This is a genomic window from Leptothrix cholodnii SP-6 (assembly GCF_000019785.1).
Taxonomy (GTDB): Bacteria; Pseudomonadota; Gammaproteobacteria; order Burkholderiales; family Burkholderiaceae_C; genus Sphaerotilus; species Sphaerotilus cholodnii.
Map to the genome: position 1 here is coordinate 2,644,700 of NC_010524.1, position 26,233 is coordinate 2,670,932.

A 26,233-nucleotide genomic window follows, 5' to 3' on the forward strand; every position below is an offset into this window, starting at 1 on the left:
CGATTCACGAGCCGCGACCGCCTGAGGTCCGGCTTGCCGCGAGGAACACCCGCCATGCCGGGTTACCAGATCAAGCTCGAGGACGTCGCCATCGGCGGCGTCGCCGACGTGCACATCCGTTGCCTGCTGGACCGCCAGCAATACGCCGATCCGCTCGGCGCAGCCGCCGCGCTGGGCATCTCGTCGGCGGCCTGGCCGCTGTTCGGCATGGTCTGGCCGTCGGGGCTGCAACTGGCGGCGGCGGTGGCGCAGCGGCCGGTGCGGGCCGACGAGCGCATCCTCGAGATCGGCTGCGGCCTGGCGCTGGCCAGCCTGATCTGCCATCGGCGCGGCTCGCAGGTCACGGCCAGCGACTGCCATCCGCTGGCCGGCGAGTTCCTGCGCCAGAACCTGCTGCTCAACCACCTGCCGCCGCTGCCCTATCGCCACGGCGACTGGGGCGCGCCGCAGGAGGCCGACCTGGCACCCACCTGCGCGCAGGGCCCGCGCCTGCAGGGCCGCTACGAGCTGATCATCGGCAGCGACGTGCTCTACGAGCGCGACGACGCCGGCGTGCTGCCGCAGTTCATCGCCCGCCATGCCGCCGCGGTGGGCGAGGTGCTGATCGTCGACCCGAACCGCGGCAACCGCTCGCCCTTCCATCGGCGCATGCAGGCGATGGGCTACACGCTGCAGGAAACCCGCCTGCTGGCACCGGCGGATGCGGCCGGCGCCATCTATCGGGGCCGGCTGCTGCACTACCGGCGCGGCCTGATCGCCGCCCATTGAGCACGCCCGATACACCGGCCCGGGCCACCACGCAGGCCCGCTCGCCTTGAACCGCGGTTGACCGGCTGCAGCGGCCGATCTATATTACTGACCGGTCAGTCATTTATTTAAGCCGTACCGTGCCTGCCACACCCCCGCCTTCGCCAACAGCCGTTTCGATTTCTGCCGCCGCGGCGTCCGACGACACCCGCGCGATCGAAACACCCGTCGCCCCCGCCCACCAGCGCCGCAAGGCCGAGCGCCCGCACGAGCTGGTCGATGCCGCGCTGGACCTGTTTGTCGAGAAGGGTTTCGCCGCCACCCGCATCGACGAGGTGGCGCGCCGCGCGGGTGTCTCCAAGGGCACGCTCTACCTCTACTACGCCAGCAAGGAAGAGCTGCTGAAGGCGGTGATCCGCGAGCGGCTGTCGACCGAGATCGCCGCCGCCGCGCTGACCGTGGCCGAGCACCGCGGCAGCAGTGCCGACCTGCTGACCGGCCCGCTGGCGGCCTGGTGGGCGCGCGTGATCGCCAGCCAGGCGTCGGGCGTGTTCAAGCTCATCATCACCGAGGTGCGCAACTTCCCCGAGATCGCCGAGTTCTATCGCCACGAGGTGATCGAGCCCGGCCACGCGCTGATCGGCCGGATCCTGCAGCGCGGCATCGACGGCGGCGAGTTCCGGCCCGTCGACATCGACGCCACGGTGCATTCGCTGCTGCTGCCGATGGTGATGCTGTGCATCCACCGCCACTCGCTGGGCGTCTGCCAGCCCAACGAGGCGCTGCAGGACCCGCTCGTGTTCATCCAGCACCACATGCACCTGATCCTGCGCGGGCTGGCCCGGCCGGACCAGGCGCCGAACGCAAGCTGAACCCGGACCGGTGACAGCGCCGGCAACGGCGCTCGATGACCGGTCGCAGCGGGCGGCGCGGCCGTGGCACCGCAAAGCCACAGCCACACGTCAGCCTGCCTCCTAAAATGTCCGGCTTTGTTGCGCACGCTCCGAACTCCAAACGAGGTCCACCCATGAATGTCGAACAGGCCCGCTTCAACATGATCGAGCAGCAGATCCGCCCCTGGGATGTGCTGGACAGCTCGGTGCTGTCGCTGCTGGCGGTGGTCAAGCGCGAAGATTTCGTGCCCGCCGCACACCGCAGCGTCGCCTTCATGGACCTGGAGGTGCCGCTGCCCGGCGGCCAGTCCATGCTCGCCCCGCGCCTCGAGGCCCGCCTGCTGCAGGACCTCGCCCCGCACCGCCACGAGAAGGTGCTTGAGATCGGCACCGGCTCGGGCTTCATGGCCGCGCTGCTGGCGCACAAGGCGCAGCAGGTCGTCAGCCTCGAGACCCGCCCCGAGCTGGTCGCGATGGCACGCGAGAACCTGCGCCACGCCAAGATCATGAACGCCGAGGTGCGCCAGGCCGACGGCTCCGATGCCAAGGCCGTCGCCGGTCCGTGGGACGCCATCGTGCTGTCGGGCTCGGTGGCCGAAGTGCCCGCCGCGCTGCTGCAGCAACTCAAGGTCGGTGGCCGGCTGGTCGCCGTGGTCGGCCAGGCCCCGATGATGCGGGCCACCCGCGTCACCCGCACCGGCGAGCGCGATTTCCGCACCGAGGTGCTGTTCGACACCGTCGCGCCCCGGCTCGACGGTTTCGGCGAACCCTCGCGTTTCTCGTTCTGACCCGAACGGTCCTTTTTCCGGCCAAGAAGATGCAACAAGTCGCCGTCCGGGACATCGCCGCCCTGCTCGACACCTGGCGCGGCCAGGGCCTCAGGCCCGCGCTGCTGGACGTGCGCGAAGCCTGGGAAGTGGCCACCGCCAGCCTGAGCCTGCCGGGCGTCGAGACCCGCTGCATCCCGATGCAGCAGGTGCCGGCCCGCCATGCCGGCGAGCTCGATGCCGCGCAGCCGCTGCTGGTGCTGTGCCACCACGGCATGCGCAGTCTGCAGGTGGCGATGTACCTGGATGGGCAAAGATACCCCCATGTGTATAACATCGCGGGTGGCATCGACGCCTGGTCGCGCGTTGTCGATCCGACGGTGCCGACCTACTGAACCTGGCCGCCACGGCCGCCGTGCATCTCCCCTGGCCAAGAAAAGGACCTCTCGATGAAGCTCTCGACCGCGCGCAAGCCCCTGCTGGTGTCCGTGCTGGCGGCCTTGGCCGCCCTGGCCGTGCCCGCACATGCGCAAAGCCTGCGCGAGCTCTACGACGCTGCCCGCAGCTACGACGCCGGCTACCTGGCCGCGCAGGCGCAGGCCCAGGCGACGCAGTTCCGCGCCGCGCAGTCCGAGTCGCTGCTGCGCCCCAACGTCGGCCTGAGCGCCGGCGCGGCGCAGTCGGTCAGCGACACGCCGCTGGCCGGCACCCGCAACCTGACCGCCGCGACGGTGGGCGTGAGCGCCGTCCAGCCGCTCATCAACCGCGCCAATTCGGCAGCGGTCGACCAGGCCCGCAAGTCGCTCGAAGTGGTCGAGGCCGACCTCGCCAGCGCCGAGCAGGACCTGATGGTGCGGGTGGCGCAGGCCTATTTCGACGTGCTCGGCGCGGTCGACACGCTCGCCACCGCGCAGGCCAACAAGACCGCGATCAGCGAGCAGCTGGCGTCGGCCAAGCGCAATTTCGAGGTCGGCACCGCCACCATCACCGACACGCGCGAGGCGCAGGCGCGCTTCGACCTCGCCAGCGCACAGGAGATCGCCGCCGACAACGACCTGCGCACCAAGCGCATCGCGCTCGACCAGCTGATCGGCAAGACCGGCATCGAGCCCACGCCACTGGCCCAGCCGGTGGTACTGCCCAACCTGGCCAGCGACGACGTCGAAGGCTGGGTCGCCAAGACCGCCGACGCGCCGCTGGTGCGCAAGGCCCGGGTCGGCTACGAGATCGCCAAGCTCGAAACCCGCCGCGCCGACGCCGGCCACAGCCCGACGCTCGACCTCGAAGGCTCGATGGGCAGCGCCCACAACTCGGGCTCGGCGGCGGTGTCGTCGGGCGGCAAGGGCGTGTCCAGCAACGCCCGGATCGGCCTGACGCTGCGCATGCCGCTCTACAGCGGCGGCGCGATCGACAACCGCGTCAAGGAAACCGTGGCGCTCGAAGAAAAATCGCGCAACGACCTCGACACCGCCCGCCGCGCGGTGGCGCAGGCCACGCGGCAGGTCTACTTCGGCGTGCAGTCGGGCCAGGCGCAGGTGCTGGCGTTCGAGGCGGCCGAATCGTCATCGAAGCTCGCGCTCGAAGCGACCCAGACCGGCTACCGCGTCGGCGTGCGTGTCAACCTCGACGTGCTCAATGCCCAGACCCAGCTCTACTCGACCCAGCGCGACCTCGCCAAGGCGCGCTACGACGTGCTGGTCAACGGCCTGCGGCTGCGCCAGGCCGCGGGCGTGCTGTCGGTCGGTGACCTCGACACCATCAACGGCCTGCTCGGCCGCTGAAACCCTGGCGGCTCAGGCCGCCCAGCGCACCGCGTAGATCGGCGGCAGCTGGCTCGACAGCGTCTGCCAGCGGTTGCCGGCATCGCCGGACAGCCAGAGCCCGCCGGTGGTCGAACCCATCGCGAGCAGCTGGCCGCTGTCGTCGATCGCCAGGCCGTGGCGGTAGATCAGGTCCCAGGCCGGTGACGGCAGGCCGTCCCACACCGCGTGCCAGTGCGCGCCACCGTCGGTGCTGCGGTTGACGACCAGGGTGGCGTTGACCGGCACGCGCTGCGCATCGGCTTGCGCCGGCACCAGCCAGACCCGCTCGGCATCCTGCGGGTGCACCGCCACCGCAAAACCGAAGGCCGACGGCGCGATGTCCGTCACGGCGCGCCAGCTGCGCCCGCCATCGCCGGAGCGGAACACGCCGCTGTGATGCTGCATCCACAGCTGATCGGGCTGGCCCGCGCAACGCTGCACGCGGTGCGGGTCCTGCACCGCCGCGTCGCCGATGCGCTCGGGCGGCAGGTAGTCGGCGCTCAGGCCTTCGCCCAGCAGCTGCCAGCTGGCGCCGTCGTCCTGCGTCAGCCAGACGCCGCCGCACGACACCGCCACCAGCACACAGCGGCTGTCGCGCGGGTCGACGCAGATCGAGTGGATGCCGGGGAAGTCGTAGCCGCCGCCGAACCACTGCAGGCGCTCGGGCACGTTCCAGAGCGACTCGACCAGCTGCCACGAGGCGCCCGAGTCGTCACTGCGAAACAGCCCGCCGGGGATGGTGCCGGCCCAGAGCCGGCCGGGCTGGTCGGCACCGCCGGCTTCGAGCGACCAGACCGTGTCGAGCTTCCACGCGGTGGCGTCGGCATGGCCTTCGGGTTTGGGCGGATAGGCCGGCGTGGCGATCTCCTCCCAGGTCACGCCGCCGTCGCGCGAGCGGTGCAGCTTGCAGCCGAAATGGCCCAGGCGCAGCGCCGCGTAGAGCGCGCCGTCACGCGGGTCGGGCAGCAGGATCGAGACCGGCTCGCCGAGGAAGGCGGCCTCGGTGGCGAGCCGCCAGTCGCCGTCGACCTGGCGGGCGTTGAACAGGCCCTTGCGGGTGGCGATCCAGAGCGTGGGCGTCATCGTGTGTCTCCTCTCGAGGGGTCGTGGTGCGATAGTCGGACGGGACACGACGATCGACGCGGCCTGGAATCGACATGCCCGTCAACCGCCGTCCATCAACCGCCCTTCATCAACCGCCGGTCAAGGCCTGAAAGATCTGCACCTCGTCGGCCGGTGCCACGGCATCGCTCAGGCCGAGCCGGTCGTGGATGCGCTGGCCGTTGACGAACACCATCACGTGCTGGCGCACCGCGCCCTGTTCGTCGAGCACGTAACCCTGCAGCCGCGGGCTGTGCTGCCAGGCCGCGCGCAGCACCTCGCCGACGGTGCCGCCGTCGAGTTGCAGCGGCGGGCAATCGACGTGACGGCGCAGGTTGGGGGCGATGGTCAGGCGGGGCATGGCGGCTCCGGGCCGTGGGCGGGATTGCATCTTCGTGAGATGACCGCCATGACGCAAGCGGGGTCGACCCGCGGCGCTCAGCCCGGCCAGCGCGCCTGTTTCAGCAGGATCGCCGCCATGCGTTCGGACGCGCCCTGGTGCGCCGCGGCGTAGGCCAGGGCCGCGGCCGAGGCCTGCGCGTGGGCCGACACGTCACCGGCCTGCGCGACCGCCAACGCCACGCCGTTGCCGATCGCCGGCACCCGACGCGCGGCCGATTGGGCCTCGGCCAGCTGGGCCGCGTCGGCAAAGTTGAAGGTGTGCGGCCCCATCACCACCGGGCAGCCGCAGGCGGCCGCCTCGATCAGGTTCTGGCCGCCCAGCGGCGCGAAACTGCCGCCCAGCAGCGCCACGTCGGCCAGCGCGTAATAGGCCGGCATCTCGCGCATCGAGTCGCCCAGCCAGACGTCGGCCTGCGCCGCCGCATCGGGCACCGCGGCGTCGCCCTCGCCCCAGCTGCTGCGTCGAGACAGCGTCAGCCCCGCGGCCTGCACCAGCGCCGCCACCTCGTCGAAACGCTGCGGATGGCGCGGCACCAGCGCCAGCACGGGGCGGCGGGCTGACGGGTCGGATTGCGCCAGCATCGCGGCCCAGGCCTGCAGCAGGGGCTCGTCCTCGCCTTCGCGCCAGCTCGCCGCCAGCACGATCGGCCGGCCGGCTGCAGCAACACGCCAGTGCCGGCCGCGCGTCAGCAAGGCCGGGTCGGGGCGCAGGTCGAACTTGATGTTGCCGCACACCTGCACGTCGCGGGCGCCGGCTTCGCGCAGGCGCCGGGCGTCGTCCTCGGTCTGCGCCAGCGCCGTGGACAGCGCCTCGACCGCCGGCCGCATCAACGCGTCGAGCCGCAGCGACTTGCGCAGGCTCTTGTCCGACAGCCGTGCGTTGGCCAGCACCATCGGCACACCGGCGGCCAGCGCCTCGGCCTGCAGGTTCGGCCAGACCTCGGTCTCCATCAGCACGCCGATGGCCGGCCGATGGCGGCGCAGGAAACGCCGCACCGCGCCGGGGGTGTCGAACGGCAGCCAGCGTTGCGCGTCACCGGCGCGCAGCAGCGCCGCGCCGGTCTCGCGGCCGGTGGCGGTGCCGTGCGTGAGCAGCAGCCGCAGCCCAGGCCGGGCCGCGCGCAAGGCCTGGATCAGCGGCTCGGCGGCGCGGGTTTCACCGAGCGAGACCGCGTGCAGCCATAGCGCGCCCGGTTTGGTGGGCGCGCCGAAACCGAGCCGCTCGCCGATCGCCTGGCCATACGGCGGCTCACGCCGCGCGCGCCAGAACAGCCGCGCCAGCAGCAGCGGCGTGAGCCCGCGCAGCAGCGTGCTGTAGGCCAGCCGCGCCAGACCGCGCTTGAGTGCGATCACGGGCGAGCCGGCGTTCAGTGCGCCGCCTGCTGCACTTGCGCTTCAGGCATGACCCGGCGCAGCGCCGCCATGAAATCACCTTCGATGCGATGCAGCGCCGCCTCGGTGTGGCCCTCGAAACGCAGCACCAGCACCGGCGTGGTGTTCGACGCCCGGATCAGGCCGAAGCCGTCCGGATAGTCGCCCCGCAGGCCGTCGATGGTGCCGATCGTGGCACCCGGAAAGTCGGCTTGAGCGATCAGCTCCTCGACGATCTGGTGCTGGTTGCCGGCCGGCACCGCGACGTTCAGTTCGGGCGTGCTGAAGCTGGTCGGCAGCGCCTTGAGCACCGCGCTCGGGTCGTCGAAGCGCGACAGGATCTCCAGCAGGCGGCCGGCGGTGTACATCGCGTCGTCGAAGCCATACCAGCGCTCGCCGAAGAAGATGTGGCCGCTCATCTCACCGGCGATCGGCGCGCCGGTCTCGCGCAGCTTGGCTTTCACCAGCGAGTGGCCGGTCTTCCACATCAGCGGCACACCGCCCGCTTCAAGAATGCCGGCCGACAGGCGCTGCGAGCACTTGACGTCGAAGATGATCGTGCCGCCCGGGTGCCGGCTCAGGATGTCGCGTGCGAACAGCAGCATCTGGCGGTCCGGGAAGATGATCTCGCCGTCCTTGGTGACCAGGCCCAGCCGGTCGCCATCGCCGTCGAACGCCAGGCCGAGTTCGGCGTCGGTGGCGTGCACGATCTTGATCAGGTCGGCCAGGTTTTCGAGCTTGGACGGATCGGGATGGTGGTTCGGAAAATCGCCGTCGACGCGGCTGTAGATGTCGATCACGTCACAGCCCAGCGCCCGCAGGATGGCGGGCCCCGAGGCGCCCGGAATGCCGTTGCCCGAGTCGACCACGATCTTCATCGGCCGCGCCAGCTTGCAGTCGCTGACGACGCGGTGCGTGTATTCCGGCAGGATGTCCATCGCCGCGATGCGGCCCACGCGCGGCTTGGAGTTCTTGCGCTTGCCGGGCACGTGCAGGTAATCCTCGGCCTCCATGCGCGTGCGCAGTTTCTGGATCGCCTCGCCGTGGATCGCCACGCCGGCCAGCACCATCTTGAAGCCGTTGTAGTCCTTCGGGTTGTGGCTGCCCGTCACCTGGATGCCGCTGCGGCAACCGTGTTCGCCGCGGGTGGCGGCCACGTAATAGAGCATCGGCGTGGTCACCGCGCCGAGGTCGACCACATCCAGCCCGGTCGAGGCCAGCCCGCGCATCAGCGCCGCCGACAGGTCCGGCCCGGAGACGCGGCCGTCGCGGCCCACCGCCACCGCGCGTTCGCCGGCGGCGATCGCCTCGCTGCCGAAGGCACGGCCGAGGTGCTCGGCAAATTCGACGTCGAGCGCCTGCCCGACGATGCCGCGGATGTCATAGGCCTTGAATGCCGATGCGAGTGTTTTCATGCCGAAGACCTGACCTTGAAAATGGAAGAAATCGGCGCGGATTGTAGGGAGCGCCGATTCGCTCCGACCTGACGGACAGGCCCCCGTCCGCGGGTGCTGCGCCTCGTGCCCGACCGTCGGGCCTGGCGGCGTGACGACGGATGCAGGCTTGCACAGCCCTGCGGACGGTCCACGCGCCCGCCCGGCATCACAATGGCGCAATGCCTACGCTTTCACGATCGATCGATGTCCTGCAGCGGCTCGCCCCGCGCGTCGAGGAGCCCGCCCATGCATGAGCTGAGCCTGGCCGGCGGCATCGTCAAGGTGATCGAGGACGCCGCAGCGCGCGAAGGCTTCAGGCGCGTCTCGCAACTGCGGCTCGAGGCCGGCGCGCTGGCGGGTGTGGAGGTGCGGGCGCTGCGTTTCGCGCTCGAAGCCATCACGCCCGGCACCTGCCTCGAAGGCGCCGCGATCGAGATCGACGAGCCCCCCGGCACGGCCTGGTGCCCGCGCTGCAGCTGCAGCGTGGAGATCACCTCGCGCGCCGACCCCTGCCCGCTGTGCAGCGGATTTCAGCTACAAGCCACCGGCGGGACCGAGCTTCGGGTGCTCGACCTGCTGGTGCACGACGAGGAGACCTGAGCCATGTGTGTCGTCTGCGGATGCAGCAGCGGGGCGCCAGCCGCCCCGCATGAACATGTCAGCGTGGCGCCGAATACCGGCGACCTGCATTACGGCGCCGGAGCGGCGCGGGTGTCGGTGCCGGGCATGAGCCAGGCGCGCGCCATCAAGCTCGAGGTCGACGTGCTGGGCGAGAACAACCGCCTGGCCGCGCACAACCGCGCGCACTTCGCCTCGCACGGCATCACCGCCTACAACCTGGTGTCGAGCCCCGGCTCGGGCAAGACCACGCTGCTGTGCGCCACCATCGAGGCGCTCAAGAGCGCCGCGCCACAGCTGCCGCTGGCGGTGATCGAGGGCGACCAGCAGACCTCGAACGACGCCGACCGCATCCGCGCCACCGGCGCCGCGGCGATCCAGATCAACACCGGCAAGGGCTGCCATCTGGATGCGCAGATGGTGGGTGACGCGTTCGCGCGGCTCGATCTGCACGGGCACAGCCACAGCCACGGTCACGAACACACGCACGACGGACACGGACACGCGCAGGGCCATCACCACGCCGACGCACTGCTGTTCATCGAGAACGTCGGCAACCTCGTCTGCCCGGCAATGTGGGACCTGGGCGAGGCCGCCAAGATCGCCATCCTCTCGGTCACCGAGGGTGAGGACAAGCCGATCAAGTACCCCGACATGTTCGCCGCCGCCCGGCTCATGGTGCTCAACAAGATCGACCTGCTGCCCTACCTCGACTTCGACATCCCCAAATGCATCGAGTACGCACGCCGCGTCAACCCGGGCATCGAGGTGCTGCTGGTGTCGGCCAGGACCGGCCAGGGCATGGACGCCTGGATCGACTGGCTGTTGCACGCGGGCGAGCCGGCCCAAGCGCACGAGCACGACACCGCCGATGACGCCGGCGCCACCGAGGCCGCGCTGCGCAGCCGGATCGCCCAACTCGAAGCGCAGCTGGCCGCCGCCGGCATCAAGGCCTGAGCCGTGCCGGGCCCCACATCTCTGCCCTGCCCCGCGCCCCTGCGCGTGCTGGCATGCGGCGCCTACCTGAAGAACAGCGCCTGCCGGCTCGACGGCGACCGGGCGCGCTGGTCCGCGCTGCACGGCGACCTGGGTGACGCCGCCGCGTGCGACGCGCTGCAGGTGTCGGTCGAGACCCTGCTGGGCGCCGGCGACGGCCCGCTGCAGGCGGTCGCACACGACCTGCATCCCGACTTCCACAGCACCCGCGTCGCCCTCGCCGCGGCCGAGCAGCTCGGCCTGCCGTCGATTGCCGTGCAGCACCACCACGCGCACATCGCCGCCGTCATCGCCGAACAGGGCCTGCGCTTGCCGGTGATCGGCCTGGCGCTCGACGGCGTCGGGCTCGGCAGCGACGGCACGGCCTGGGGCGGCGAGGTGTTGTGGGTCGACGGCGGCGCCGCGGCGCACCGCTGGCAGCGCATCGGCCATCTGCAGCCCTTGCTGCTGCCCGGCGGCGACATGGCGGCGCGCGAACCCTGGCGCATGGCCGCAGGCCTGATGCACGCGCTGGGCCGCGGCGACCGCATCGAGGCCCGTTTTGCGCCGATCGTCGGCGCGCAGGCGGCCCGGGTGGTGCGCAGCATGCTCGAACGCAACGTCAACTGCCCGCTCACCAGCAGCGCCGGCCGCTGGTTCGACGCCGCCGCCGGCGCGCTCGGCCTGAGCGTGCGCCAGTCGACCGAAGCCGAAGCGGCGATCGCGCTCGAAGCCTGCGCTGCGGCGTGGCAGCGCGCCCACCCCAGCTTCGACGAGCCGTGGGAAAGCCTCGACCTGCGCCCGATCGTCGGCCGCCTGTTCGAGATCGACCCGGCCAATGCCCGCGCCGTGTCGCACGGCGCCGGCTCGTTCCACCTCGCGCTGGTCAACGGCCTGGCGCACGCCGCGATCGGCGCCGCGCGCGAACGTAGCCTGCGCGATGTCGTGCTCGGCGGCGGCTGCTTCATGAACCGCGTGCTGAACACCCAGCTGACCCGGCGGCTGCAGGACGCCGGCCTGGCCGTGCATCAGCCCCAGGCCATGAGCTGCGGCGACGCCGGGCTGGCGCTCGGCCAGGCCTGGGTCGCCGCCTGCACGATCGCCGATCCTCATTTTGCGGACGCTACTGACTCCGGTTGGGAAACCACCCACCTCATCGAACTGGAACACTGACCATGTGCCTCGCCCTGCCCGCCCGCGTCGTGGCCCTGCATGACGCACACAGCGCCACTGTCGACCTCGGCGGCGTGCGCAAGACCATCTCGATCGAACTGACACCCGAGGCCCAGATCGGCGACTACGTCATCGTGCACGTCGGCCACGCCATCGGCATGCTCGACGCCGAAGAGGCCGAGCGCACGCTGGCGCTGTTCGCCGAACTCGCGGTGCATCAGGCGGCCGCCGAATCCGTCGTGTCTGACAGCCAGGCCGCCGCATGAAGTACATCGACGAATTTCGTGATGGCGACGTGGCCCGCCGCATCGCCGAGCGGCTGGCGGCCGAGGTCGACCCGGCGCGCCACTACAGCTTCATGGAGTTCTGCGGCGGCCACACGCACGCGATCTCGCGTTACGGCATCGCCGAGCTGCTGCCCGCCAATGTGCGCATGGTGCACGGCCCGGGCTGCCCGGTATGCGTGCTGCCGATCGGCCGCATCGACCTGGCCATCGACCTGGCGCTCAACCGCGGCGTGATCCTGTGCACCTATGGCGACGTGATGCGGGTGCCGGCGTCAGAATCGCTTTCATTGATGCGCGCCAAGGCCCGCGGCGCCGACATCCGCATGATCTATTCGGCGGCTGACGCGGTGAAGCTTGCGCGTGAAAATCCGGGCCGTGAAGTCGTCTTCCTGGCCATCGGCTTCGAGACCACCACGCCGCCCACCGCACTCGTGATCCGCCAGGCCGCGAAGGAGCAGCTCGGCAACTTCAGCGTGCTGAGCAACCACGTGCTGACGCCCAGCGCGATCACGCACATCCTCGAATCGCCCGAGGTGCGCCAGTACGGCACCGTGCCGATCGACGGTTTCATCGGCCCGGCGCACGTCAGCATCGTGATCGGCTCGCGGCCCTACGAACACTTCGCCGAGGAGTATCAGAAGCCCGTGGTCATCGCCGGCTTCGAGCCGCTCGACGTGATGCAGGCGGTGCTGATGCTGGTGCGCCAGGTCAATCAAGGCCGCACCGAGGTCGAAAACGAGTTCACCCGCGCCGTCACGCGCGACGGCAACCTGGCCGCGCAGGCGGTCGTCTCCGAGGTGTTCGAACTGCGCAGCAGCTTCGAGTGGCGCGGCCTGGGCGAGGTGCCGTACAGCGCGCTGAAGATCCGCCCGGCCTACGCCGCCTTCGACGCCGAACGGCGCTTCGAGCTGACCTACCAGCCGGTGCCCGACCACAAGCAGTGCGAATGCGGCGCGATCCTGCGGGGTGTCAAGAAGCCGACCGACTGCAAGCTCTTCGGCACGGTCTGCACGCCCGAGAACCCGATGGGCTCGTGCATGGTGTCGTCCGAAGGCGCCTGCGCGGCGCACTACTCGTACGGGCGCTTCCGTGACATCCCCGTGGTGGCCGCATGAGCATCAAGAAGGACTACATCCGCCCGGTCGACTTCAAACATGGCCGCGTCGACATGAACCACGGCGCGGGCGGGCGGGCTTCGGCGCAACTGATAGCCGAGTTGTTCGCGCGTGCCTTCGACAACGACTACCTGCGCCAGGGCAACGACGGTGCGCTGCTCGACATCCCCGCCGGCCACCGGCTGGTGATGGCGACCGACGCGCACGTGATCTCGCCGCTGTTCTTTCCGGGCGGCGACATCGGCTGCCTGTCGGTGCACGGCACGGTCAACGACGTGGCGATGCTGGGCGCGACGCCGCTGTACCTGAGCGCGAGCTTCATCCTCGAAGAAGGCTTCGCGCTGGCCGACCTCAAGCGCATCGTCGAGTCGATGGCCGCGGCCTCGCGTGACGCGGGCGTGCCGATCGTCACCGGCGACACCAAGGTGGTCGAACAGGGCAAGGGCGACGGCGTGTTCATCTCCACCACCGGCATCGGCGTGGTGCCGATGGACCGCCAGATCGGCGGCGCGCTGGCGCGGCCGGGCGATGTGGTGCTGGTGTCGGGCACGATCGGCGACCACGGCGTGGCGGTGCTGTCGCAACGTGAATCGCTGGAGTTCGAGACCACCATCGAGTCGGACACCGCCGCGCTGCACGGCCTGGTCGCGCGCCTGCTGGCCGCCGTGCCTGAAGGCGCCGTGCATTGCCTGCGCGACCCCACGCGCGGCGGCCTAGCGACCACGCTCAACGAGATCACGCGCCAGTCGGGCGTGGGCATGCTGCTGCAGGAGACGGCGATTCCCGTCGCGCCGCAGGTCAACGCCGCCTGCGAGCTGCTCGGGCTCGACCCGCTCTACATCGCCAACGAAGGCAAGTGCATCGTGATCTGCGCGGCCGAACACGCCGACGCGGTGCTCGACGCGATGCGCGCGCACCCGCTGGGCCGCAACGCGGCGCGCATCGGCAGCGTCACCAACGACCCGCACCACTTCGTGCAGATGGCCACCGGCTTCGGCGGGCGCCGCATCGTCGACTGGCTCAGCGGCGAGCCGCTGCCGCGCATCTGCTGACCTCTGACATCGATCGGCTGAAACGATGCGCATCCTGCTGCTGGCGCACGCCTTCAACGGCCTGACGCAGCGCCTGTTCTGCGCGCTGCGCGAGGCCGGCCACACGGTCTCGGTCGAACTCGACATTGCCGACGCGGTGACCGAAGAGGCGGTGGCGCTGTTCGAGCCTGACCTGGTCATCGCGCCGTTCCTGAAGCGGCGCATCGCCGAGTCGGTGTGGTCGACGCGGCCCTGCCTGATCGTGCATCCCGGCCCGCCGGGTGATGGCGGGCCGGCTTCGCTCGACTGGGCGGTGTGGCGCGGCGAGGCCGAATGGGGCGTGACGGTGCTGCAGGCCACCGGCGATTTCGACGCCGGGCCGGTGTGGGCGTGGCGGGCGTTTGCGGTGCGCGAGGGTGCGAGCAAGGCGAGCCTGTATCGGCACGAGGTGACGCGCTGCGCGACCGAGTCGGTGCTCGAAGCGTTGACGCGTTTTGCGCCCGGGACGCGCGGGCCTGTGCCGCCGCCGTCCTTGCCGGCCACGCTCGGCCAATGGCAGGGGCCGATGACTGCGGCGATGCGGGCGATCGACTGGTCGGCCGACGACACCGCCACCGTGCTGCGCAAGATCGCCGCCGCCGACGGTCATCCGGGCGCGCCCGATGTGCTGTTCGGCCGCGTCTGCCGCCTGCACGACGCCCATGCTGCAAGCGCCGGGGCACTGGCCGCCGTGCCGCACGGTGCGCCCGGCGATGTGATCGCCCGTCGCGGCCCGGCGCTGCTGCGGCGCACGCGCGACGGCGGCGTCTGGATCGGCCATGTGCGCTGCCAACCGTTGGCCGACGAGCCGGCGCTCAAGCTCGCCGCCACCCGCGCCTTTGCCGCCGAAACCGCCGCGCTGCCCGAACTCGCCGTGCCGCTGCTGCGCAAGCCCGACGAACCCGACGAGTGGGACGAACTGCATTACGACGAACTCGGCCCGGCCGGCGCACGTGTGGGCTGGCTGCGTTTCGACTTCCACAACGGCGCGATGTCGACCCGCCAGTGCGAGCGTCTGCGCGATGCGCTGCGATTCGCCCGCGCCCGCGACACGCAGGTGCTGGTGCTCGCCGGTGGCAGCGACTTCTTCAGCAACGGCATCCACCTGCACGACATCGAAGCCAGCGCGCACGACGCCGGCGACAGCGCGGCCGACGCGTCGATGCGCAACATCGTCGCGATGAACGACGTCGTGCTGGAACTGCTGACGCTGACCGACCGGCTCACCGTCGCGCTGCTGCAGGGCAATGCCGGCGCGGGCGGCTGCTTCCTGGCGTTCGCGGCCGACACGGTCTGGGCGCACGCGGGCGTGGTGCTGAACCCGCATTACAAGAACATGGGCAACCTCTACGGCTCGGAGTACTGGACCTACACGCTGCCCTTGCGAGCCGGCGCCGCGCAGGCCGACGCGTTGACACGCCGCGTGATGCAGGGCCGGCTGCCGATGTCGGCGCACGAGGCGCGATCGCTGGGCCTGGTCGACGCCGTGCTGGCCGACGATGCCGCCGCGCTGCGCAACACCGCGCAGCAGGCCGCCCTGACGCTGGCCGCAGCGCACGATCTCGCCGAACGCGTGGCCGCCAAGCAGCGCCGCCGCGCCGACGACGAAAGCCGACGCCCGCTGGCCGCCTGGCGCGACGACGAGCTGCGCCAGATGCATCGCAACTTCTACGGCTTCGACCCCAGCTACCACGTGGCGCGCCACCACTTCGTGACGCGCAAGCCGCGCGCCTGGACGCCCCGGCACCTGGCGCTGCACCGCCGGCCCGGGCCACGCTGAACGCCGGCGAGGCCTGCGGCGCGGCTGGCGTGGCGGCCGGTGTCGTGGCGCGTCAGCCGTGCGGATGCCCGGGGTCGGGCGCCGACTTGTGGCGGGCCTCGCGCAGCAGGGCGGCAGCCTCTTCGTAGCGGAAGGTGTCGACCAGCGCCACCAGCGGGCGGAACGCCTCGCCGAGCGCGGCCTGCAGCACCGCGGACTGTTCGGTCAGCAGGCGATAGCAGGCCATGTCGCCGGCGGCCAGCAGGATGTCGAGCTGCTCGAGCGCGGCCTGCGGTGCCAGCGCGGGCACCGGTGCCGACGGCGCCGACACGGGCGCCTCGCCCAGCGCGTCCAGGCCCACGAACAGCGCGTGCAACTGGGATTGCAGGGCCCGCGCCGCCACCTCGCGCTCGATGCTCGACGAGCCGTCACGCAGGATCTGCTCGAGTGACGCGGCCGCCTGCTGGACCTGCACCGCGCCGATGTTGCCGGCCGCACCACGCAGGGCGTGGGCCAGGCGGCGCAGCGCCGGCCAGGCCGCCGCGGCGATCAGGGTGCTGATGCGCTCGGGATCGTCGGCATGGCTGCGGCGAAACAGCCGCAGGATGCGCAGGCTGGTGCTCGCCCGGCCGCCGGCGCGCGCCAGGGCCAGGCCCCAGTCGATGCCGATCAGCTCGGGCAGGGCCGCGTGCGGCTCGGTGGCGCTCGGGTCCGGCGCGGGAGCGGGCCCGGGCGGCACGCCGTCGAGCCGGGCAGGCAGCCAGCGCAACAGGGCGGCGTAGAGGTTCTCGGCCTCGAAGGGCTTGCCGATGAAGTCGTTCATGCCGGCCTCGGCACAGGCGCGGCGCACCTCGTGCGTGACGTTGGCCGTCATCGCCAGGATCGGCAGCGTGGCGCCGCCGGGCAGGGCCCGGATCGCGCGGGTGGCGACCAGGCCGTCCATCAGCGGCATCTCGATGTCCATCAGGACCAGGGCGGGCGCGTCGGCCACCACCCGCGCCACGGCCGCCAGCCCGTCCTCGGCGGTCAGCACCTCGAGTCCGGCGGCCTGCAGCTGCTCGACCGCCACTTCGCGGTTCACCAGGTTGTCTTCGGCCAGCAGCACGCGCGCGCCGGCGTGGCGTGCCCGCACGGCTTCTTCGGGCGCCGGGTGCAATGTCGGCGACGGGGCAGGCGACGGCGCCACGCCACGCGGCAGCGTGACGTGAAGCCAGAAGCGGCTGCCCTGCCCCGGTGCGCTGTCGACGCCCACGCTGCCGCCCATCAGTTCGACCAGCGATCGCGTCACGGCCAGGCCGAGCCCGGTGCCGCCGAAGCGCCGGGTGGTCGACTTGTCGCCCTGCTCGAAGTCGTTGAACAGCCGCGGCAGGTGTTCGGGCGCGATGCCGATGCCGCTGTCGCGCACGTCGAAATGCAGCCGCACCGCGCGTTCGCCGGCGGCCTCGCACTGCACATCGAACCGCACCCAGCCGGTCGGCGTGAACTTCACGGCATTGGCCATGTAGTTCAGCAAGGCCTGACGCAGGCGGCCGGCGTCCCCGCGCAGCCACAGCGGCGCCGGCGGCGCCTGGATTTGCAGCGCCAGGCCCTTGGCGGCGGCCTGATGCGCCACCGCGTTGCCGACCTGGGCCATCAGCGCACCGAGCTCGAAATCGTCGGCATCGAGCGCCTGGCGGCCGGCCTCGACCTTGGACAGATCGAGCACGTCGCTGATCAGCCCGAGCAGGTGGTGCGCCGCGTCGTCGATCTTGGCGATGCGGTCGGCCTGCTGCGCGTCGAGCGTGGAGCGGCGCAGCAGCCGCGCCAGGCCCAGGATGGCGTTGAGCGGCGTGCGGATCTCGTGGCTCATGTTGGCCAGGAAGCTGCTCTTGGCCCGGTTGGCGGCCTCGGCGCGCGCGCGGGCCTCGTCGAGCTGGACGGTGCGCTTGCGCACCAGGTCTTCGAGGTGGTCGCGGTAGTCGGCGAGCTCCTGCGTCAGGCGCTTCTGCTCGCTCAGGTCCTGCAGATAGCCGCGCACCCGCACCACCCGGCCGTTCTGCATCTCGGGAATGCCGACCGTGCTGACCGACTTGATGCGCCCTTTCGGCGACTTCAGCACCAGTTCGATGTCGTATCGCGTGCCCAGCGTGCAGGCGGCGGCGATGGCCGCATCGATGCGCTGGCGCGACTCGCCCTCGAAGCAGCTCAGGCCGGTCGCCATGTCGAAGGGGTGCGACGGGTCGAGATCGAAGATGCGCGCCACCTCTTCGGTCCAGCTGCCCTCGTGTGTCAGCGGATCGAAGCTCCAGCCGCCGATGTGGCCGATGGCGCTCATCCCGGCGAGCAGCTCGCGCTCGGCGCGCAGCGCCTCTTCAGCCTTGCGGCGCTCGGCCCGCGTCTGCCGTTCGCGCTCGGTCTGGCGCCGCACCAGCACGTAGAGCACCACCGATGTCACCGCGACGAAGACCCAGCCCTTGAGGGTGGCGGCCAGCGTGATCGAGTGCGGGCTGGAGAACAGCCACTCCACCGCCTTGTCCGACAACAGGATCCAGGCCGACGCGAAGGCCGCGTAGATCAGGCCGATGCGGCGCGCCGGATTGGCGGCGCTGTCACGCGACGGCTCGGGCCGGTCCATCGCGATGCCGCAGCGCTCAGGCCGCGCGCACCCGCCAGCCGGCGTCGGCGTAGCGGTCGGCGATGGCGCAGAAGGCGTCGAACTGGCGCTCGAAGGCGTCGACGACATCGGGGTCGAAATGGCTGCCGCGGCCGGCCCGGATCAGCTCGCGGGCCTGCTCGCCGCTCATCGGCTCCTTGTAGACACGCGGCGTGATCAGCGCGTCGAACACGTCGGCCAGCGCCATCAGCCGCGCCGACAGCGGGATGGCCTCGCCCTGCAGGCCGTCGGGGTAGCCGCTGCCGTCCCAGTGCTCGTGGTGCCAGCGTGCGATCTCCTTGGCCACGCTCAGGAAATCGACCTCCTGCTCGGTGTCCAGCTCGGCCAGCTCGATGGCGCGCGCGCCGATGGCGGCGTGGGTCTTCATGATCTCCCAGTCCTCGCCGTGGAGCCGGCCCGGATGCAGCAGCACGCGGTCGGGGATGCCGACCTTGCCGATGTCGTGCAGCGGCGCCGAGCGCGCCAGCAGCGCCACGAATCGTTCGGTGAGCAGCGTGCGGTGGCGCGGGTGGTTGCGCAGTTCGGTGGCCAGCGCCAGCACGTAGGCCTGCGTGCGCAGGATGTGGTTGCCGGTTTCGGGGTCGCGGATTTCGGCCAGATGCGCCAGCGCGCGGATGCTGACGGTCTGCGTCAGCTCGTTCTGCGCCATCCGGCGGACCACCTCGGCCTCGAGCCAGGCGTTGTGGTTGCGCAGCAGTTCGCGGGCGCGGGCGGCATCGATCTGGGTGCGCACGCGCGCCAGCACGATGGCCGGCTGGATCGGTTTGGAGATGTAGTCGGCCGCGCCCAGCGACAGCCCGAGCTCCTCGTCCGACGGCTCGCCCAGCACGGTCAGGAACACCACCGGCAGCAGCGCGGTGGCGGGCTCCTCGCGCAGGCGGCGCAGCACTTCGTAGCCGTCCATCGTCGGCATCACGACATCGAGCAGCACCAGGTCGGGCGCCGGGCTGCGCGCCGCGTAGCGCAACGCCGCCTCGCCGCTCTGCGCCGCCAGCACGCGGTAGCCGTTGGCCTGCAGCAGCGCGCCGATCACGGCCAGGTTGGTCGGCATGTCGTCGACGATCAGGATGGTTCCGGACGGCGGTGCGGGCTGGGGTACGGCGATTTGCATCACCGAATTGTGAAGGCTCCCGCCGACCGGGGTCAGGGATTCGGCGTCGTCATGGCGTCGGCACCTGGCTCGGGCTCAATGACCGGTGAACACCGGAGGGCGTTTTTCGAAGAAAGCCGTCACGGCCTCGGCGTGGTCGGCGGTGTGGTGCGCCTGGCCCTGCAGCTGGCCGGCGGCGTCGAGCGCCTCGTCGAGCGTGCCGGTGCGGGCCTGCTGCAGCAGCTGCTTGGTCCAGCGCAGCACCTGCGGCGGGTTGGCGGCGATGCGAGCGGCCAGCGCCAGCGCCTCGTCCATCAACGCGGCGGGTTCGACCACGCGCGAGACCAGCCCGATGCGCAGCGCCTCGGCCGCGTCGATGCTGTCGCCGGTCAAGGCCAGCTCGGCCGCGCGCGAGGCACCCACGATGCGCGGCAGCAGCCAGCAGCCGCCGTCGCCCGGGATGATGCCGACCTTGACGAAGCTCTCGGCAAACCGCGCCGTGCTGGCGGCGATGCGGATGTCGCACATGCACGCCAGGTCGTTGCCGGCGCCGATCGCCGCGCCGTTGACCGCCGCGATGATCGGCACCTGCAGGCGCTGGAAGGCGCGTGGGATGCGCTGGATGCCGGCCCGGTAGTGGGCCGCGATCTGCTCGGGCGAGCCGCCGAACATGCCGGTGCGGTCGCGCATCTCGGCCACGTTGCCGCCGGAGCAGAAGGCGCTGCCGGCGCCGGTCAGTACGGCGGCGCGGATGGACAGGTCGGCGTCGAGGCGCTCGAACAGCTGCTCGAAGGCGGCGAACATCTCTTCGCCGCTGAGCGCGTTGCGGGTGTCGGGGCGGTTGAGCGTCAGCAGCGCGATGGGGCCGCGGATCTCGCAGAGGATGGGTTCGGTGCTCATGTGGGGTGTCTCGCTCGGTTCATGAAGGGATGGTGCAAGTTCATCACAACCGCTCGATCGCCCGCGCGATGCCCTGGCCGACGCCGATGCAGATCGTCCACTGCTGACGATGGCCGCCTGGCCGGCCGGTACGCCTCAACCGTCGATCAGCGCCGGATCCCAGGCGTGCACGGTCTGTCGCTGGTCGCCCAGCTTCTCGATGCCCAGCGTGATGACGTCGCCGGCCTTCAGGTACTCGGGCGCGGGCTTCTGCCCCATGCCCACGCCCGGCGGGGTGCCGGTGGTGATCACGTCGCCGGGCTCCAGCGTCATGAAGCGGCTCAGGTAGCTGACGATCTGCGCCACCGTGAAAATCATGGTGCGGGTGCTGCCGGTCTGCTTGCGCACGCCGTTGATGTCCAGCCACATCGACAGGTTCTGCGGGTCGCCCACCTCGTCGGCGCTGACCAGCCAGGGGCCGATCGGGCCGAAGGTGTCGCAGCCCTTGCCCTTGTCCCAGGTGCCGCCGCGCTCGAGCTGGTACTCGCGCTCGGACACGTCGTTGATGGTGCAGTAGCCGGCCACGTGCGCGAGCGCGTCGGCCTCGCTGACGTAGCGGGCGCGGCTGCCGATCACCACGCCGAGTTCGACCTCCCAGTCGGACTTGACCGAACCCTGCGGCAGCACCACCGGGTGGTTGCAGCCGACGGCGCAATCGACCGTCTTGGTGAAGACGATCGGCTCCTTGGGAATCGGCATGTTCGCTTCGGCCGCGTGGTCGGCGTAGTTCAGGCCGATGGCGATGAACTTGCGCATGCCGGTCCAGGGCACGGCCAGGCGGCCTTGCGGCACGACGGGCAGCGTGCCGGCGTCGATGCGGGCCAGCGCGGCCAGGCCGGCGGGCGAGAGCTGGGCCGGGCCGATATCGGGCAGCACGGCGCTGAGGTCACGCAGCGTGCCGTCGGTGTGCAGCAGGGCGGGCTTTTCCTGGCCCTTGGGGCCGTGGCGGAGGAGCTTCATGGAACGGTTCCTGAAAGGCGGTGGGTCGGGGGAAGTGTCGGGGCGCGAGGGCTGCGTTCAGATCGCCCAGCCGCCGTCGATGAGCTGGGTCGTGCCGGTGGTGAAGGCCGATTCGTCGCTGGCCAGGTACACGGCCAGGGCGGCGATCTCCTCGGCCCGGCCCAGCCGGCCCATGGGCTGGCGCGCCATGAAGGCAGCCTGCACCGCCTCGATGGGCTGGCCGCTGGCGCGGGCCTGCTCTTCCATGCGCTGCTGCAGCGAGGGCGACATCACCGTGCCCGGGCAGATCGCGTTGCAGCGGATGCCGCGGGTCACGTAGTCGGCGGCCACCGACTTGGTCAGCCCCACCACGGCGGCCTTGGTGGCCATGTAGATGAAGCGGTTGGGCGCGCCCTTGAGGGCACCGACGATCGAGGCCACGTTGATGATCGAGCCGCCGCCCTGCGCCAGCATGCCGGGCAGGAAGGCCTTGATCAGGCGGTACTGCGAGCGCACGTTGAGGTCGAAGGCCAGATCCCACTCGGCATCGGTGCTGTCGAGCACCGTGCCGGCGTGCACGATGCCCGCGCCGTTGAACAGCACCTGGATCGCGCCGGTGGCCTCGGCCAGCGCGCTGACGGCCACCGCGTCGGTAACGTCCAGGCGGTGGGTGGTGCAGCCGGTCTCGGCGCGCAGGGTGTCGAGCGACTCGGCGTTGATGTCGGTGGCGATCACGCGTGCGCCCTCGGCGGCGAAGGCGATGGCCGTGGCGCGGCCGATGCCCTGGCCGGCGGCGGTGATGAAGGCGGTCTTGCCGGCGAGTCGCAGTGTCATGGGAGTCCTTCGATGAGGTTAGGGTCTCGCGTCGGGAAGGACGGCAACGCTCGGTTTCAGAGCGCCGGGCCGTTCAACAGCCCGCGTGCAGCCAGGTTGGCGATGAAGGCGCGCAGGCCGAAGCGCCAGGGCGGCGCGGTCTCGCTGTGCGTGACGCGGTTGTGCAGCCCGCCCAGCCAGGCGCTCTGGATCGTGACCACGTCGCCGAGCTTGTGGGTGAAACCGCCGCCGGGCTGGTCGCGGTCTTCGATCGGCGCGAACAGCGTGCCCAGGAACAGCATGAAACCGTCCGGATACTGGTGCGCGCCCAGCGTCTGCGCCACCAGGTCGGCCGGGTCGCGGCTGATGCTGGCCATGGTGTTGATGCCACGCAGTTCGAAGCCGTCGACGCCCGCCACGCGCAAGTTCACGGTCTCGCGGCGCACGTCGTCGAGGCCGAAGCCGGCATCGAACAGCCGGATGAACGGGCCGATCGCGCAGGAGGCGTTGTTGTCCTTGGCCTTGCCCAGCAGCAGCGCGCTGCGGCCTTCGATGTCACGCAGGTTGACGTCGTTGCCGAGCGTGGCGCCGACGATGTCGCCGCGGCTGTTGACCGCCAGCACCACCTCCGGCTCGGGGTTGTTCCAGGCCGAGTCGGCGCGGATGCCGATGTCCTCGCCACAGCCCACCGAGGCCAGCACCGGCGCCTTGGTGAAGACCTCGGCGTCCGGGCCGATGCCCACCTCCAGGTACTGCGACCACAGGCCTTTCTGCTGCAGCAGCGCCTTGAGCGCCATCGCCTGCGGCGAGCCGGGGCGGATCTCGGCCAGGCTGGCGCCGATCAGCTCGGTCACCTGCGCACGCAGGCCCTGGGCGCGGCTGGCGTCACCACGGGCCTGCTCCTCGATCACGCGCTCGATCAGGCTGGCGGCAAAGGTCACGCCCGCTGCCTTCACCACCTGCAGATCGCAGGGCGCCAGCAGCCAGGGCAGCGCCTCGTGGCGGGCGCCGGGCAGGCTGTTGGCGAGCAGTTCGTCGACGCTGCACAGGCGCTGGCCGGCGGCTTGGCGCACGGCCTCGGCGGGCTGCGCGGTGTCGAGCAGCGTGCTCATGGTCGGGTAGGCCGCGCTCAGGTCGAACACGCCTTCGGGCCGCAAGGCCACCACGGCCGGCCCGGTGCCGCCGATCCAGACGCGGCCCACCAAGGTGCCGGCCAGTCCGTCGTCGGGCAGGATCCGGGCGTGCGGGTTCGCAGCAGCCGCTGTCACGTTGCTCATGTCATTTCCTTCCAGGTTTCAAGTCGGCGCAGGGGTCGCACGCCGACCGAGGCTCAATGGTTGTGACGCGGAGTCGTCTCGGAGATGCGCCGGTAGTCCAGCGCGAAGTCCAGCGTCGCACCGTCGACCAGCTGGCCGGTCTTCTCGCGGTACAGCGATTCCCAGGGCGAATGGCTCTTGGGGATCGGCGGCGCGGGCAGTTCGCGGCGGCGGCGTTCGATCTCCTCGGGCGCCACCAGCGCGTCGCAACGGCCGGTATTGAGGTCGATGCGGATCCGGTCGCCGCTGCGCAGCCAGCTCAGGCCGCCGCCCACCGCGCTCTCGGGCGAACAGTTCAGGATCGAGGGGCTGTCCGCGGTGCCGGACTGGCGGCCGTCGCCCAGCGTCGGCAGGGTCATGATGCCGCGCCGGATCAGCGCGTCGGGCGGCTGCATGTTGACCACCTCGGCCGAGCCCGGCCAGCCGATCGGGCCGGCGCCGCGCATCACCAGGATGCAGTCTTCGTCGATGCCCAGGGCCGGGTCGTTGATGCGGTGGTGGTAGTCGTCGGAGCCCTCGAACACCACGGCGCGGCCCTCGAAGATGCCCTCGGCGCCCGGCCGGTTCAGGTAGCGCTCGCGAAAGCGCGCCGAGATCACCGAGGTCTTCATGATGCCGAAATCGAACAGGTTGCCGCTCAGCACCAGGAAGCCGGCCTTGTGCATCAGCGGCGCGTCGAACGGGTAGATCACCTCGCGGTCGCGGGTCTCGCGGCCTTGCAGGTTCTCGGCCACGCTGCGGCCGGTGACGCTGAGGCACTCGCCGTGCAGTCGGCCGGCCTGCTGCAGCTCCCACATCAGCGCCGGCACGCCACCGGCACGGAAGAAACGTTCGCCCAGAAACTTGCCCGCCGGCTGCATGTTGAGCAGCAGCGGCAGGTCGTAGGCGTGCGCGGTCCAGTCCTGCGGCTGCAGCTCGACACCGGCGTGGCGAGCCATTGCCATGATGTGCACCTGCGCGTTGCTGGAGCCGCCCGCGCAGCTGATCACCGACAGCGCGTTCAGGAAGCTCTCGCGCGTCAGGATGCGCGACGGGCGCAGGTCCTCGTAGGCCATCTCGACGATGCGCCGGCCGGTCTCGTAAGCCATCTGGCCACGCTCGCGGTAAGGCGCCGGAATGGCCGCGCAGCCGGGCAGCGACAGACCCAGCGCCTCGGCCACCGCGTTCATGGTCGAGGCCGTGCCCATGGTGTTGCAGTGGCCGGCCGAGGGCGCGCTGCTGCAGGCGCGCTGCAGGAATTCCTCTTCGTCGATCTCGCCGGCGGCGAGCTGGCGGCGGCTGCGCCAGATCACGGTGCCCGAGCCGACCAGCTCGCCGTCATGCCAGCCGTCGAGCATCGGCCCGCCCGACAGCACGATGGCCGGGATGTCGACCGTGGACGCGGCCATCACGCCCGCCGGCGTGGTCTTGTCGCAGCCCGTGGTCAGCACCACGGCGTCGATCGGGTAGCCGTACAGGATCTCGACCAGGCCCAGGTAGGCCAGGTTGCGATCCAGCGCCGCAGTCGGGCGGCGGCAGTTCTCGAAGATCGGATGGACCGGGAATTCCATCGGGATGCCGCCGGCATCGCGGATGCCGTCACGCACGCGCCGGGCCAGGTCCAGGTGGATGCGGTTGCACGGCGACAGGTCGCTGCCGGTCTGCGCGATGCCGATGATGGGCCGGCCCGAGCGCAGCTCCTCGGGCGTGAGCCCGTAATTCATGAAGCGCTCGAGGTAGAGCGCGGTCATGTCCGAACGTGCGGGATCGGCGAACCACTCGCGCGAGCGGAAGGGTCGGCGGGGTGTCTTGTCCATGTCGGCACCTGTTGCGGGTCAGCCAGAAAGGGGAAAGGCGGCGCGGGCCAGCCGCGCCGCTCATGCGCGGTTTACTTGGCGGCGCCGCGCACCTTGGCCAGCTCGCTCATCAGCTCGGCCGTGGTGTCCTCGCCGAACTCCTTGCCGAACTTGGCCACGATCGGCTGCAGCTTGGCGCGCATCTTGGCCTGCTCGGCGGCGGGCAGTTCGGTGACCTGCATGCCGACCTTCTTGAGCTCGCCCAGCGCCTTGTCGCCGAAGGCGCGGATGGTCTTGCGCTCGAACAGCGTGGCCTCGCGGGCGGCCTCCTGCACGATCTTCTGCTCCTGCGCCGACAGGCCGTCCCAGGTCTTCTTGGACATCAGCAGCACCCAGGCGCTGTACATGTGGCGCGACAGCACCAGGTGCTTCTGCACCTCGTAGAACTTGCTGGCCAGGATGGTGGCGGGCGGGTTTTCCTGGCCGTCCACGGCGGCCTGCTCCATCGCCGAATACAGCTCGGTGAAGGGCATCGGCGTGGCGTTGGCGCCCAGCGCGCCGAAGGTGTCGAGGAACAGCGGGTTCTGGATCACGCGCAGCTTGAGGCCGGCCAGGTCGTCGGCCTTGGTGATCGGGCGGCGCGAGTTGGTGACGTGGCGGAAGCCGTTCTCCCAGAAGCCCAGGCCGATCAGGCCTTTCTCGGGCAGCCTGGCCAGCAGCTTCTGGCCGACCGGGCCGTCGAGCACGGCATCGGCCTCGAGCTCGCTGTTGAAGGTCAGCGGCAGGTTGATCACGCCGAAGGGCTTGGACATCGAGACCAGCGTGGAGCTGTCGGGCACCGTCATCTCCAGGGTGCCGCCACGCAGCGCCGAGGTCATCGTCACGTCGTTGCCCAGCGTGCCGCTGGCAAACAGCTTGGCGCTCATCTTGCCGCCGCTCTTGGCAGCCAGCAGTTCGGCGAAATGCTTGACGGACTGGCCCTGGGGGTGGTCTTCGGTCAGGCCGATGCCGACCTTGAAGACGTGTTCCTTGATCTGCGCAGACACCGGGCCGGCCAGCGCGGCCAGCACGGCGGCGGCCAGGGCGAGGGATTTGAACTTCATGCATGTCTCCTGTTGATTGACCTTGTCGCGGTGGAGATCCCCACCGGCGTCGCCTCGGCCGTGTGCCGGGCCGTCTCGACGCAGGCGGA

At 70.9% G+C, this 26,233-nt stretch carries 24 protein-coding genes; 12 read left to right on the plus strand and 12 right to left on the minus strand.

Annotated features, from left to right (window positions below):
- Window positions 1-54: 54 nt before the first annotated feature.
- The 5 genes from LCHO_RS12160 (at window position 55) to LCHO_RS12180 (ending at window position 4,188) form a co-directional block, all read left to right on the plus strand.
- On the plus strand, window positions 55-768 hold the full coding sequence (locus LCHO_RS12160) for a class I SAM-dependent methyltransferase (protein WP_012347456.1): 714 nt from the start codon (window positions 55-57) through the stop codon (window positions 766-768).
- Window positions 769-887: 119 nt separating this feature from the next.
- Window positions 888-1,619, plus strand: coding sequence for a TetR/AcrR family transcriptional regulator (locus tag LCHO_RS12165; RefSeq protein ID WP_012347457.1), 732 nt, complete (start codon window positions 888-890; stop codon window positions 1,617-1,619).
- A gap of 155 nt (window positions 1,620-1,774) precedes the next feature.
- Window positions 1,775-2,428 (plus strand): protein-L-isoaspartate O-methyltransferase family protein, encoded by a 654-nt coding sequence (locus tag LCHO_RS12170; protein WP_012347458.1) that lies wholly within the window; start codon window positions 1,775-1,777, stop codon window positions 2,426-2,428.
- 29 nt (window positions 2,429-2,457) lie between these two features.
- Entirely contained in the window at window positions 2,458-2,802 is a 345-nt protein-coding gene (locus LCHO_RS12175) for a rhodanese-like domain-containing protein (RefSeq protein ID WP_012347459.1), read from the plus strand.
- Between the two features lie 54 nt (window positions 2,803-2,856).
- Window positions 2,857-4,188 (plus strand): TolC family outer membrane protein, encoded by a 1,332-nt coding sequence (locus LCHO_RS12180; RefSeq protein ID WP_012347460.1) that lies wholly within the window; start codon window positions 2,857-2,859, stop codon window positions 4,186-4,188.
- A 12-nt stretch (window positions 4,189-4,200) separates the two neighbouring features.
- Here LCHO_RS12180 and LCHO_RS12185 read toward each other — a convergent pair whose 3' ends face one another.
- The 4 genes from LCHO_RS12185 to LCHO_RS12200 all read right to left on the minus strand — a co-directional run bounded on the left by LCHO_RS12185 (window position 4,201) and on the right by LCHO_RS12200 (window position 8,498).
- Complete coding sequence (locus tag LCHO_RS12185; RefSeq protein WP_012347461.1) at window positions 4,201-5,292, minus strand: WD40/YVTN/BNR-like repeat-containing protein; 1,092 nt, start codon at window positions 5,290-5,292, stop codon at window positions 4,201-4,203.
- A 109-nt stretch (window positions 5,293-5,401) separates the two neighbouring features.
- Window positions 5,402-5,671 carry a MoaD/ThiS family protein gene (locus LCHO_RS12190; protein WP_012347462.1) on the minus strand — a complete coding sequence of 90 codons (270 nt, stop codon included), beginning with the start codon at window positions 5,669-5,671 and terminating at the stop codon, window positions 5,402-5,404.
- Window positions 5,672-5,748: 77 nt separating this feature from the next.
- Entirely contained in the window at window positions 5,749-7,065 is a 1,317-nt protein-coding gene (locus LCHO_RS12195; RefSeq protein ID WP_012347463.1) for a 3-deoxy-D-manno-octulosonic acid transferase, read from the minus strand.
- A gap of 14 nt (window positions 7,066-7,079) precedes the next feature.
- Window positions 7,080-8,498 carry a phosphomannomutase/phosphoglucomutase gene (locus tag LCHO_RS12200; protein WP_012347464.1) on the minus strand — a complete coding sequence of 473 codons (1,419 nt, stop codon included), beginning with the start codon at window positions 8,496-8,498 and terminating at the stop codon, window positions 7,080-7,082.
- A gap of 267 nt (window positions 8,499-8,765) precedes the next feature.
- On the opposite strand from LCHO_RS12200, the gene LCHO_RS12205 reads away from it, so the two are divergent.
- The 7 genes from LCHO_RS12205 to LCHO_RS12235 are packed head-to-tail and all read left to right on the plus strand — an operon-like array spanning window position 8,766 to window position 15,537.
- The gene (locus LCHO_RS12205; RefSeq protein WP_012347465.1) at window positions 8,766-9,119 is read left to right on the plus strand and encodes a hydrogenase maturation nickel metallochaperone HypA/HybF; all 354 of its coding nucleotides are present in this window, start codon (window positions 8,766-8,768) and stop codon (window positions 9,117-9,119) included.
- Between the two features lie 3 nt (window positions 9,120-9,122).
- Entirely contained in the window at window positions 9,123-10,094 is a 972-nt protein-coding gene (hypB, locus tag LCHO_RS12210) for a hydrogenase nickel incorporation protein HypB (protein ID WP_012347466.1), read from the plus strand.
- 3 nt (window positions 10,095-10,097) lie between these two features.
- The gene (locus LCHO_RS12215; protein ID WP_012347467.1) at window positions 10,098-11,285 is read left to right on the plus strand and encodes a Kae1-like domain-containing protein; all 1,188 of its coding nucleotides are present in this window, start codon (window positions 10,098-10,100) and stop codon (window positions 11,283-11,285) included.
- Window positions 11,286-11,287: 2 nt separating this feature from the next.
- A complete protein-coding gene (locus tag LCHO_RS12220; protein ID WP_012347468.1) occupies window positions 11,288-11,551 on the plus strand; it encodes a HypC/HybG/HupF family hydrogenase formation chaperone in 264 nt (87 codons plus the stop codon).
- Window positions 11,548-12,687, plus strand: coding sequence for a hydrogenase formation protein HypD (gene hypD / locus LCHO_RS12225; protein WP_012347469.1), 1,140 nt, complete (start codon window positions 11,548-11,550; stop codon window positions 12,685-12,687). The genes LCHO_RS12220 and hypD overlap by 4 nt, the downstream gene beginning before the upstream one ends.
- Window positions 12,684-13,739, plus strand: coding sequence for a hydrogenase expression/formation protein HypE (gene hypE / locus LCHO_RS12230; RefSeq protein WP_012347470.1), 1,056 nt, complete (start codon window positions 12,684-12,686; stop codon window positions 13,737-13,739). The genes hypD and hypE overlap by 4 nt, the downstream gene beginning before the upstream one ends.
- A gap of 25 nt (window positions 13,740-13,764) precedes the next feature.
- The gene (locus tag LCHO_RS12235) at window positions 13,765-15,537 is read left to right on the plus strand and encodes an enoyl-CoA hydratase-related protein (protein WP_012347471.1); all 1,773 of its coding nucleotides are present in this window, start codon (window positions 13,765-13,767) and stop codon (window positions 15,535-15,537) included.
- Between the two features lie 52 nt (window positions 15,538-15,589).
- Here the strand turns inward: LCHO_RS12235 and LCHO_RS12240 are convergent, their stop codons facing one another.
- The 8 genes from LCHO_RS12240 to LCHO_RS12275 all read right to left on the minus strand — a co-directional run bounded on the left by LCHO_RS12240 (window position 15,590) and on the right by LCHO_RS12275 (window position 26,144).
- Window positions 15,590-18,130: an ATP-binding protein gene (locus tag LCHO_RS12240; protein WP_012347472.1), complete on the minus strand. Its 2,541-nt coding sequence runs from the start codon at window positions 18,128-18,130 to the stop codon at window positions 15,590-15,592.
- A gap of 16 nt (window positions 18,131-18,146) precedes the next feature.
- Window positions 18,147-19,280, minus strand: coding sequence for an HD-GYP domain-containing protein (locus tag LCHO_RS12245; RefSeq protein WP_012347473.1), 1,134 nt, complete (start codon window positions 19,278-19,280; stop codon window positions 18,147-18,149).
- Between the two features lie 75 nt (window positions 19,281-19,355).
- Entirely contained in the window at window positions 19,356-20,159 is an 804-nt protein-coding gene (locus tag LCHO_RS12250) for a crotonase/enoyl-CoA hydratase family protein (RefSeq protein ID WP_012347474.1), read from the minus strand.
- A gap of 135 nt (window positions 20,160-20,294) precedes the next feature.
- On the minus strand, window positions 20,295-21,158 hold the full coding sequence (locus LCHO_RS12255; protein ID WP_012347475.1) for a fumarylacetoacetate hydrolase family protein: 864 nt from the start codon (window positions 21,156-21,158) through the stop codon (window positions 20,295-20,297).
- A gap of 57 nt (window positions 21,159-21,215) precedes the next feature.
- Window positions 21,216-21,971: an SDR family oxidoreductase gene (locus LCHO_RS12260; protein WP_012347476.1), complete on the minus strand. Its 756-nt coding sequence runs from the start codon at window positions 21,969-21,971 to the stop codon at window positions 21,216-21,218.
- A 56-nt stretch (window positions 21,972-22,027) separates the two neighbouring features.
- On the minus strand, window positions 22,028-23,227 hold the full coding sequence (locus LCHO_RS12265) for a fumarylacetoacetate hydrolase family protein (RefSeq protein ID WP_012347477.1): 1,200 nt from the start codon (window positions 23,225-23,227) through the stop codon (window positions 22,028-22,030).
- Between the two features lie 53 nt (window positions 23,228-23,280).
- Entirely contained in the window at window positions 23,281-25,062 is a 1,782-nt protein-coding gene (locus LCHO_RS12270; RefSeq protein ID WP_012347478.1) for an IlvD/Edd family dehydratase, read from the minus strand.
- A 71-nt stretch (window positions 25,063-25,133) separates the two neighbouring features.
- Window positions 25,134-26,144: a TRAP transporter substrate-binding protein gene (locus tag LCHO_RS12275; protein ID WP_012347479.1), complete on the minus strand. Its 1,011-nt coding sequence runs from the start codon at window positions 26,142-26,144 to the stop codon at window positions 25,134-25,136.
- Between the last annotated feature and the right edge of the window lie 89 nt (window positions 26,145-26,233).

Coding starts and splice junctions, on each gene's coding strand:
- LCHO_RS12160 (WP_012347456.1), top strand. CDS start 55: ATGCCGGGTTACCAGATCAAGCTCGAGGACGTCGCCATCGGCGGCGTC.
- LCHO_RS12170 (WP_012347458.1), top strand. CDS start 1,775: ATGAATGTCGAACAGGCCCGCTTCAACATGATCGAGCAGCAGATCCGC.
- LCHO_RS12175 (WP_012347459.1), top strand. CDS start 2,458: ATGCAACAAGTCGCCGTCCGGGACATCGCCGCCCTGCTCGACACCTGG.
- LCHO_RS12180 (WP_012347460.1), top strand. CDS start 2,857: ATGAAGCTCTCGACCGCGCGCAAGCCCCTGCTGGTGTCCGTGCTGGCG.
- LCHO_RS12185 (WP_012347461.1), bottom strand. CDS start 5,292: ATGACGCCCACGCTCTGGATCGCCACCCGCAAGGGCCTGTTCAACGCC.
- LCHO_RS12190 (WP_012347462.1), bottom strand. CDS start 5,671: ATGCCCCGCCTGACCATCGCCCCCAACCTGCGCCGTCACGTCGATTGC.
- LCHO_RS12200 (WP_012347464.1), bottom strand. CDS start 8,498: ATGAAAACACTCGCATCGGCATTCAAGGCCTATGACATCCGCGGCATC.
- LCHO_RS12205 (WP_012347465.1), top strand. CDS start 8,766: ATGCATGAGCTGAGCCTGGCCGGCGGCATCGTCAAGGTGATCGAGGAC.
- hypB (WP_012347466.1), top strand. CDS start 9,123: ATGTGTGTCGTCTGCGGATGCAGCAGCGGGGCGCCAGCCGCCCCGCAT.
- LCHO_RS12220 (WP_012347468.1), top strand. CDS start 11,288: ATGTGCCTCGCCCTGCCCGCCCGCGTCGTGGCCCTGCATGACGCACAC.
- hypD (WP_012347469.1), top strand. CDS start 11,548: ATGAAGTACATCGACGAATTTCGTGATGGCGACGTGGCCCGCCGCATC.
- hypE (WP_012347470.1), top strand. CDS start 12,684: ATGAGCATCAAGAAGGACTACATCCGCCCGGTCGACTTCAAACATGGC.
- LCHO_RS12235 (WP_012347471.1), top strand. CDS start 13,765: ATGCGCATCCTGCTGCTGGCGCACGCCTTCAACGGCCTGACGCAGCGC.
- LCHO_RS12240 (WP_012347472.1), bottom strand. CDS start 18,130: ATGGACCGGCCCGAGCCGTCGCGTGACAGCGCCGCCAATCCGGCGCGC.
- LCHO_RS12245 (WP_012347473.1), bottom strand. CDS start 19,280: ATGCAAATCGCCGTACCCCAGCCCGCACCGCCGTCCGGAACCATCCTG.
- LCHO_RS12250 (WP_012347474.1), bottom strand. CDS start 20,159: ATGAGCACCGAACCCATCCTCTGCGAGATCCGCGGCCCCATCGCGCTG.
- LCHO_RS12255 (WP_012347475.1), bottom strand. CDS start 21,158: ATGAAGCTCCTCCGCCACGGCCCCAAGGGCCAGGAAAAGCCCGCCCTG.
- LCHO_RS12260 (WP_012347476.1), bottom strand. CDS start 21,971: ATGACACTGCGACTCGCCGGCAAGACCGCCTTCATCACCGCCGCCGGC.
- LCHO_RS12265 (WP_012347477.1), bottom strand. CDS start 23,227: ATGAGCAACGTGACAGCGGCTGCTGCGAACCCGCACGCCCGGATCCTG.
- LCHO_RS12270 (WP_012347478.1), bottom strand. CDS start 25,062: ATGGACAAGACACCCCGCCGACCCTTCCGCTCGCGCGAGTGGTTCGCC.
- LCHO_RS12275 (WP_012347479.1), bottom strand. CDS start 26,144: ATGAAGTTCAAATCCCTCGCCCTGGCCGCCGCCGTGCTGGCCGCGCTG.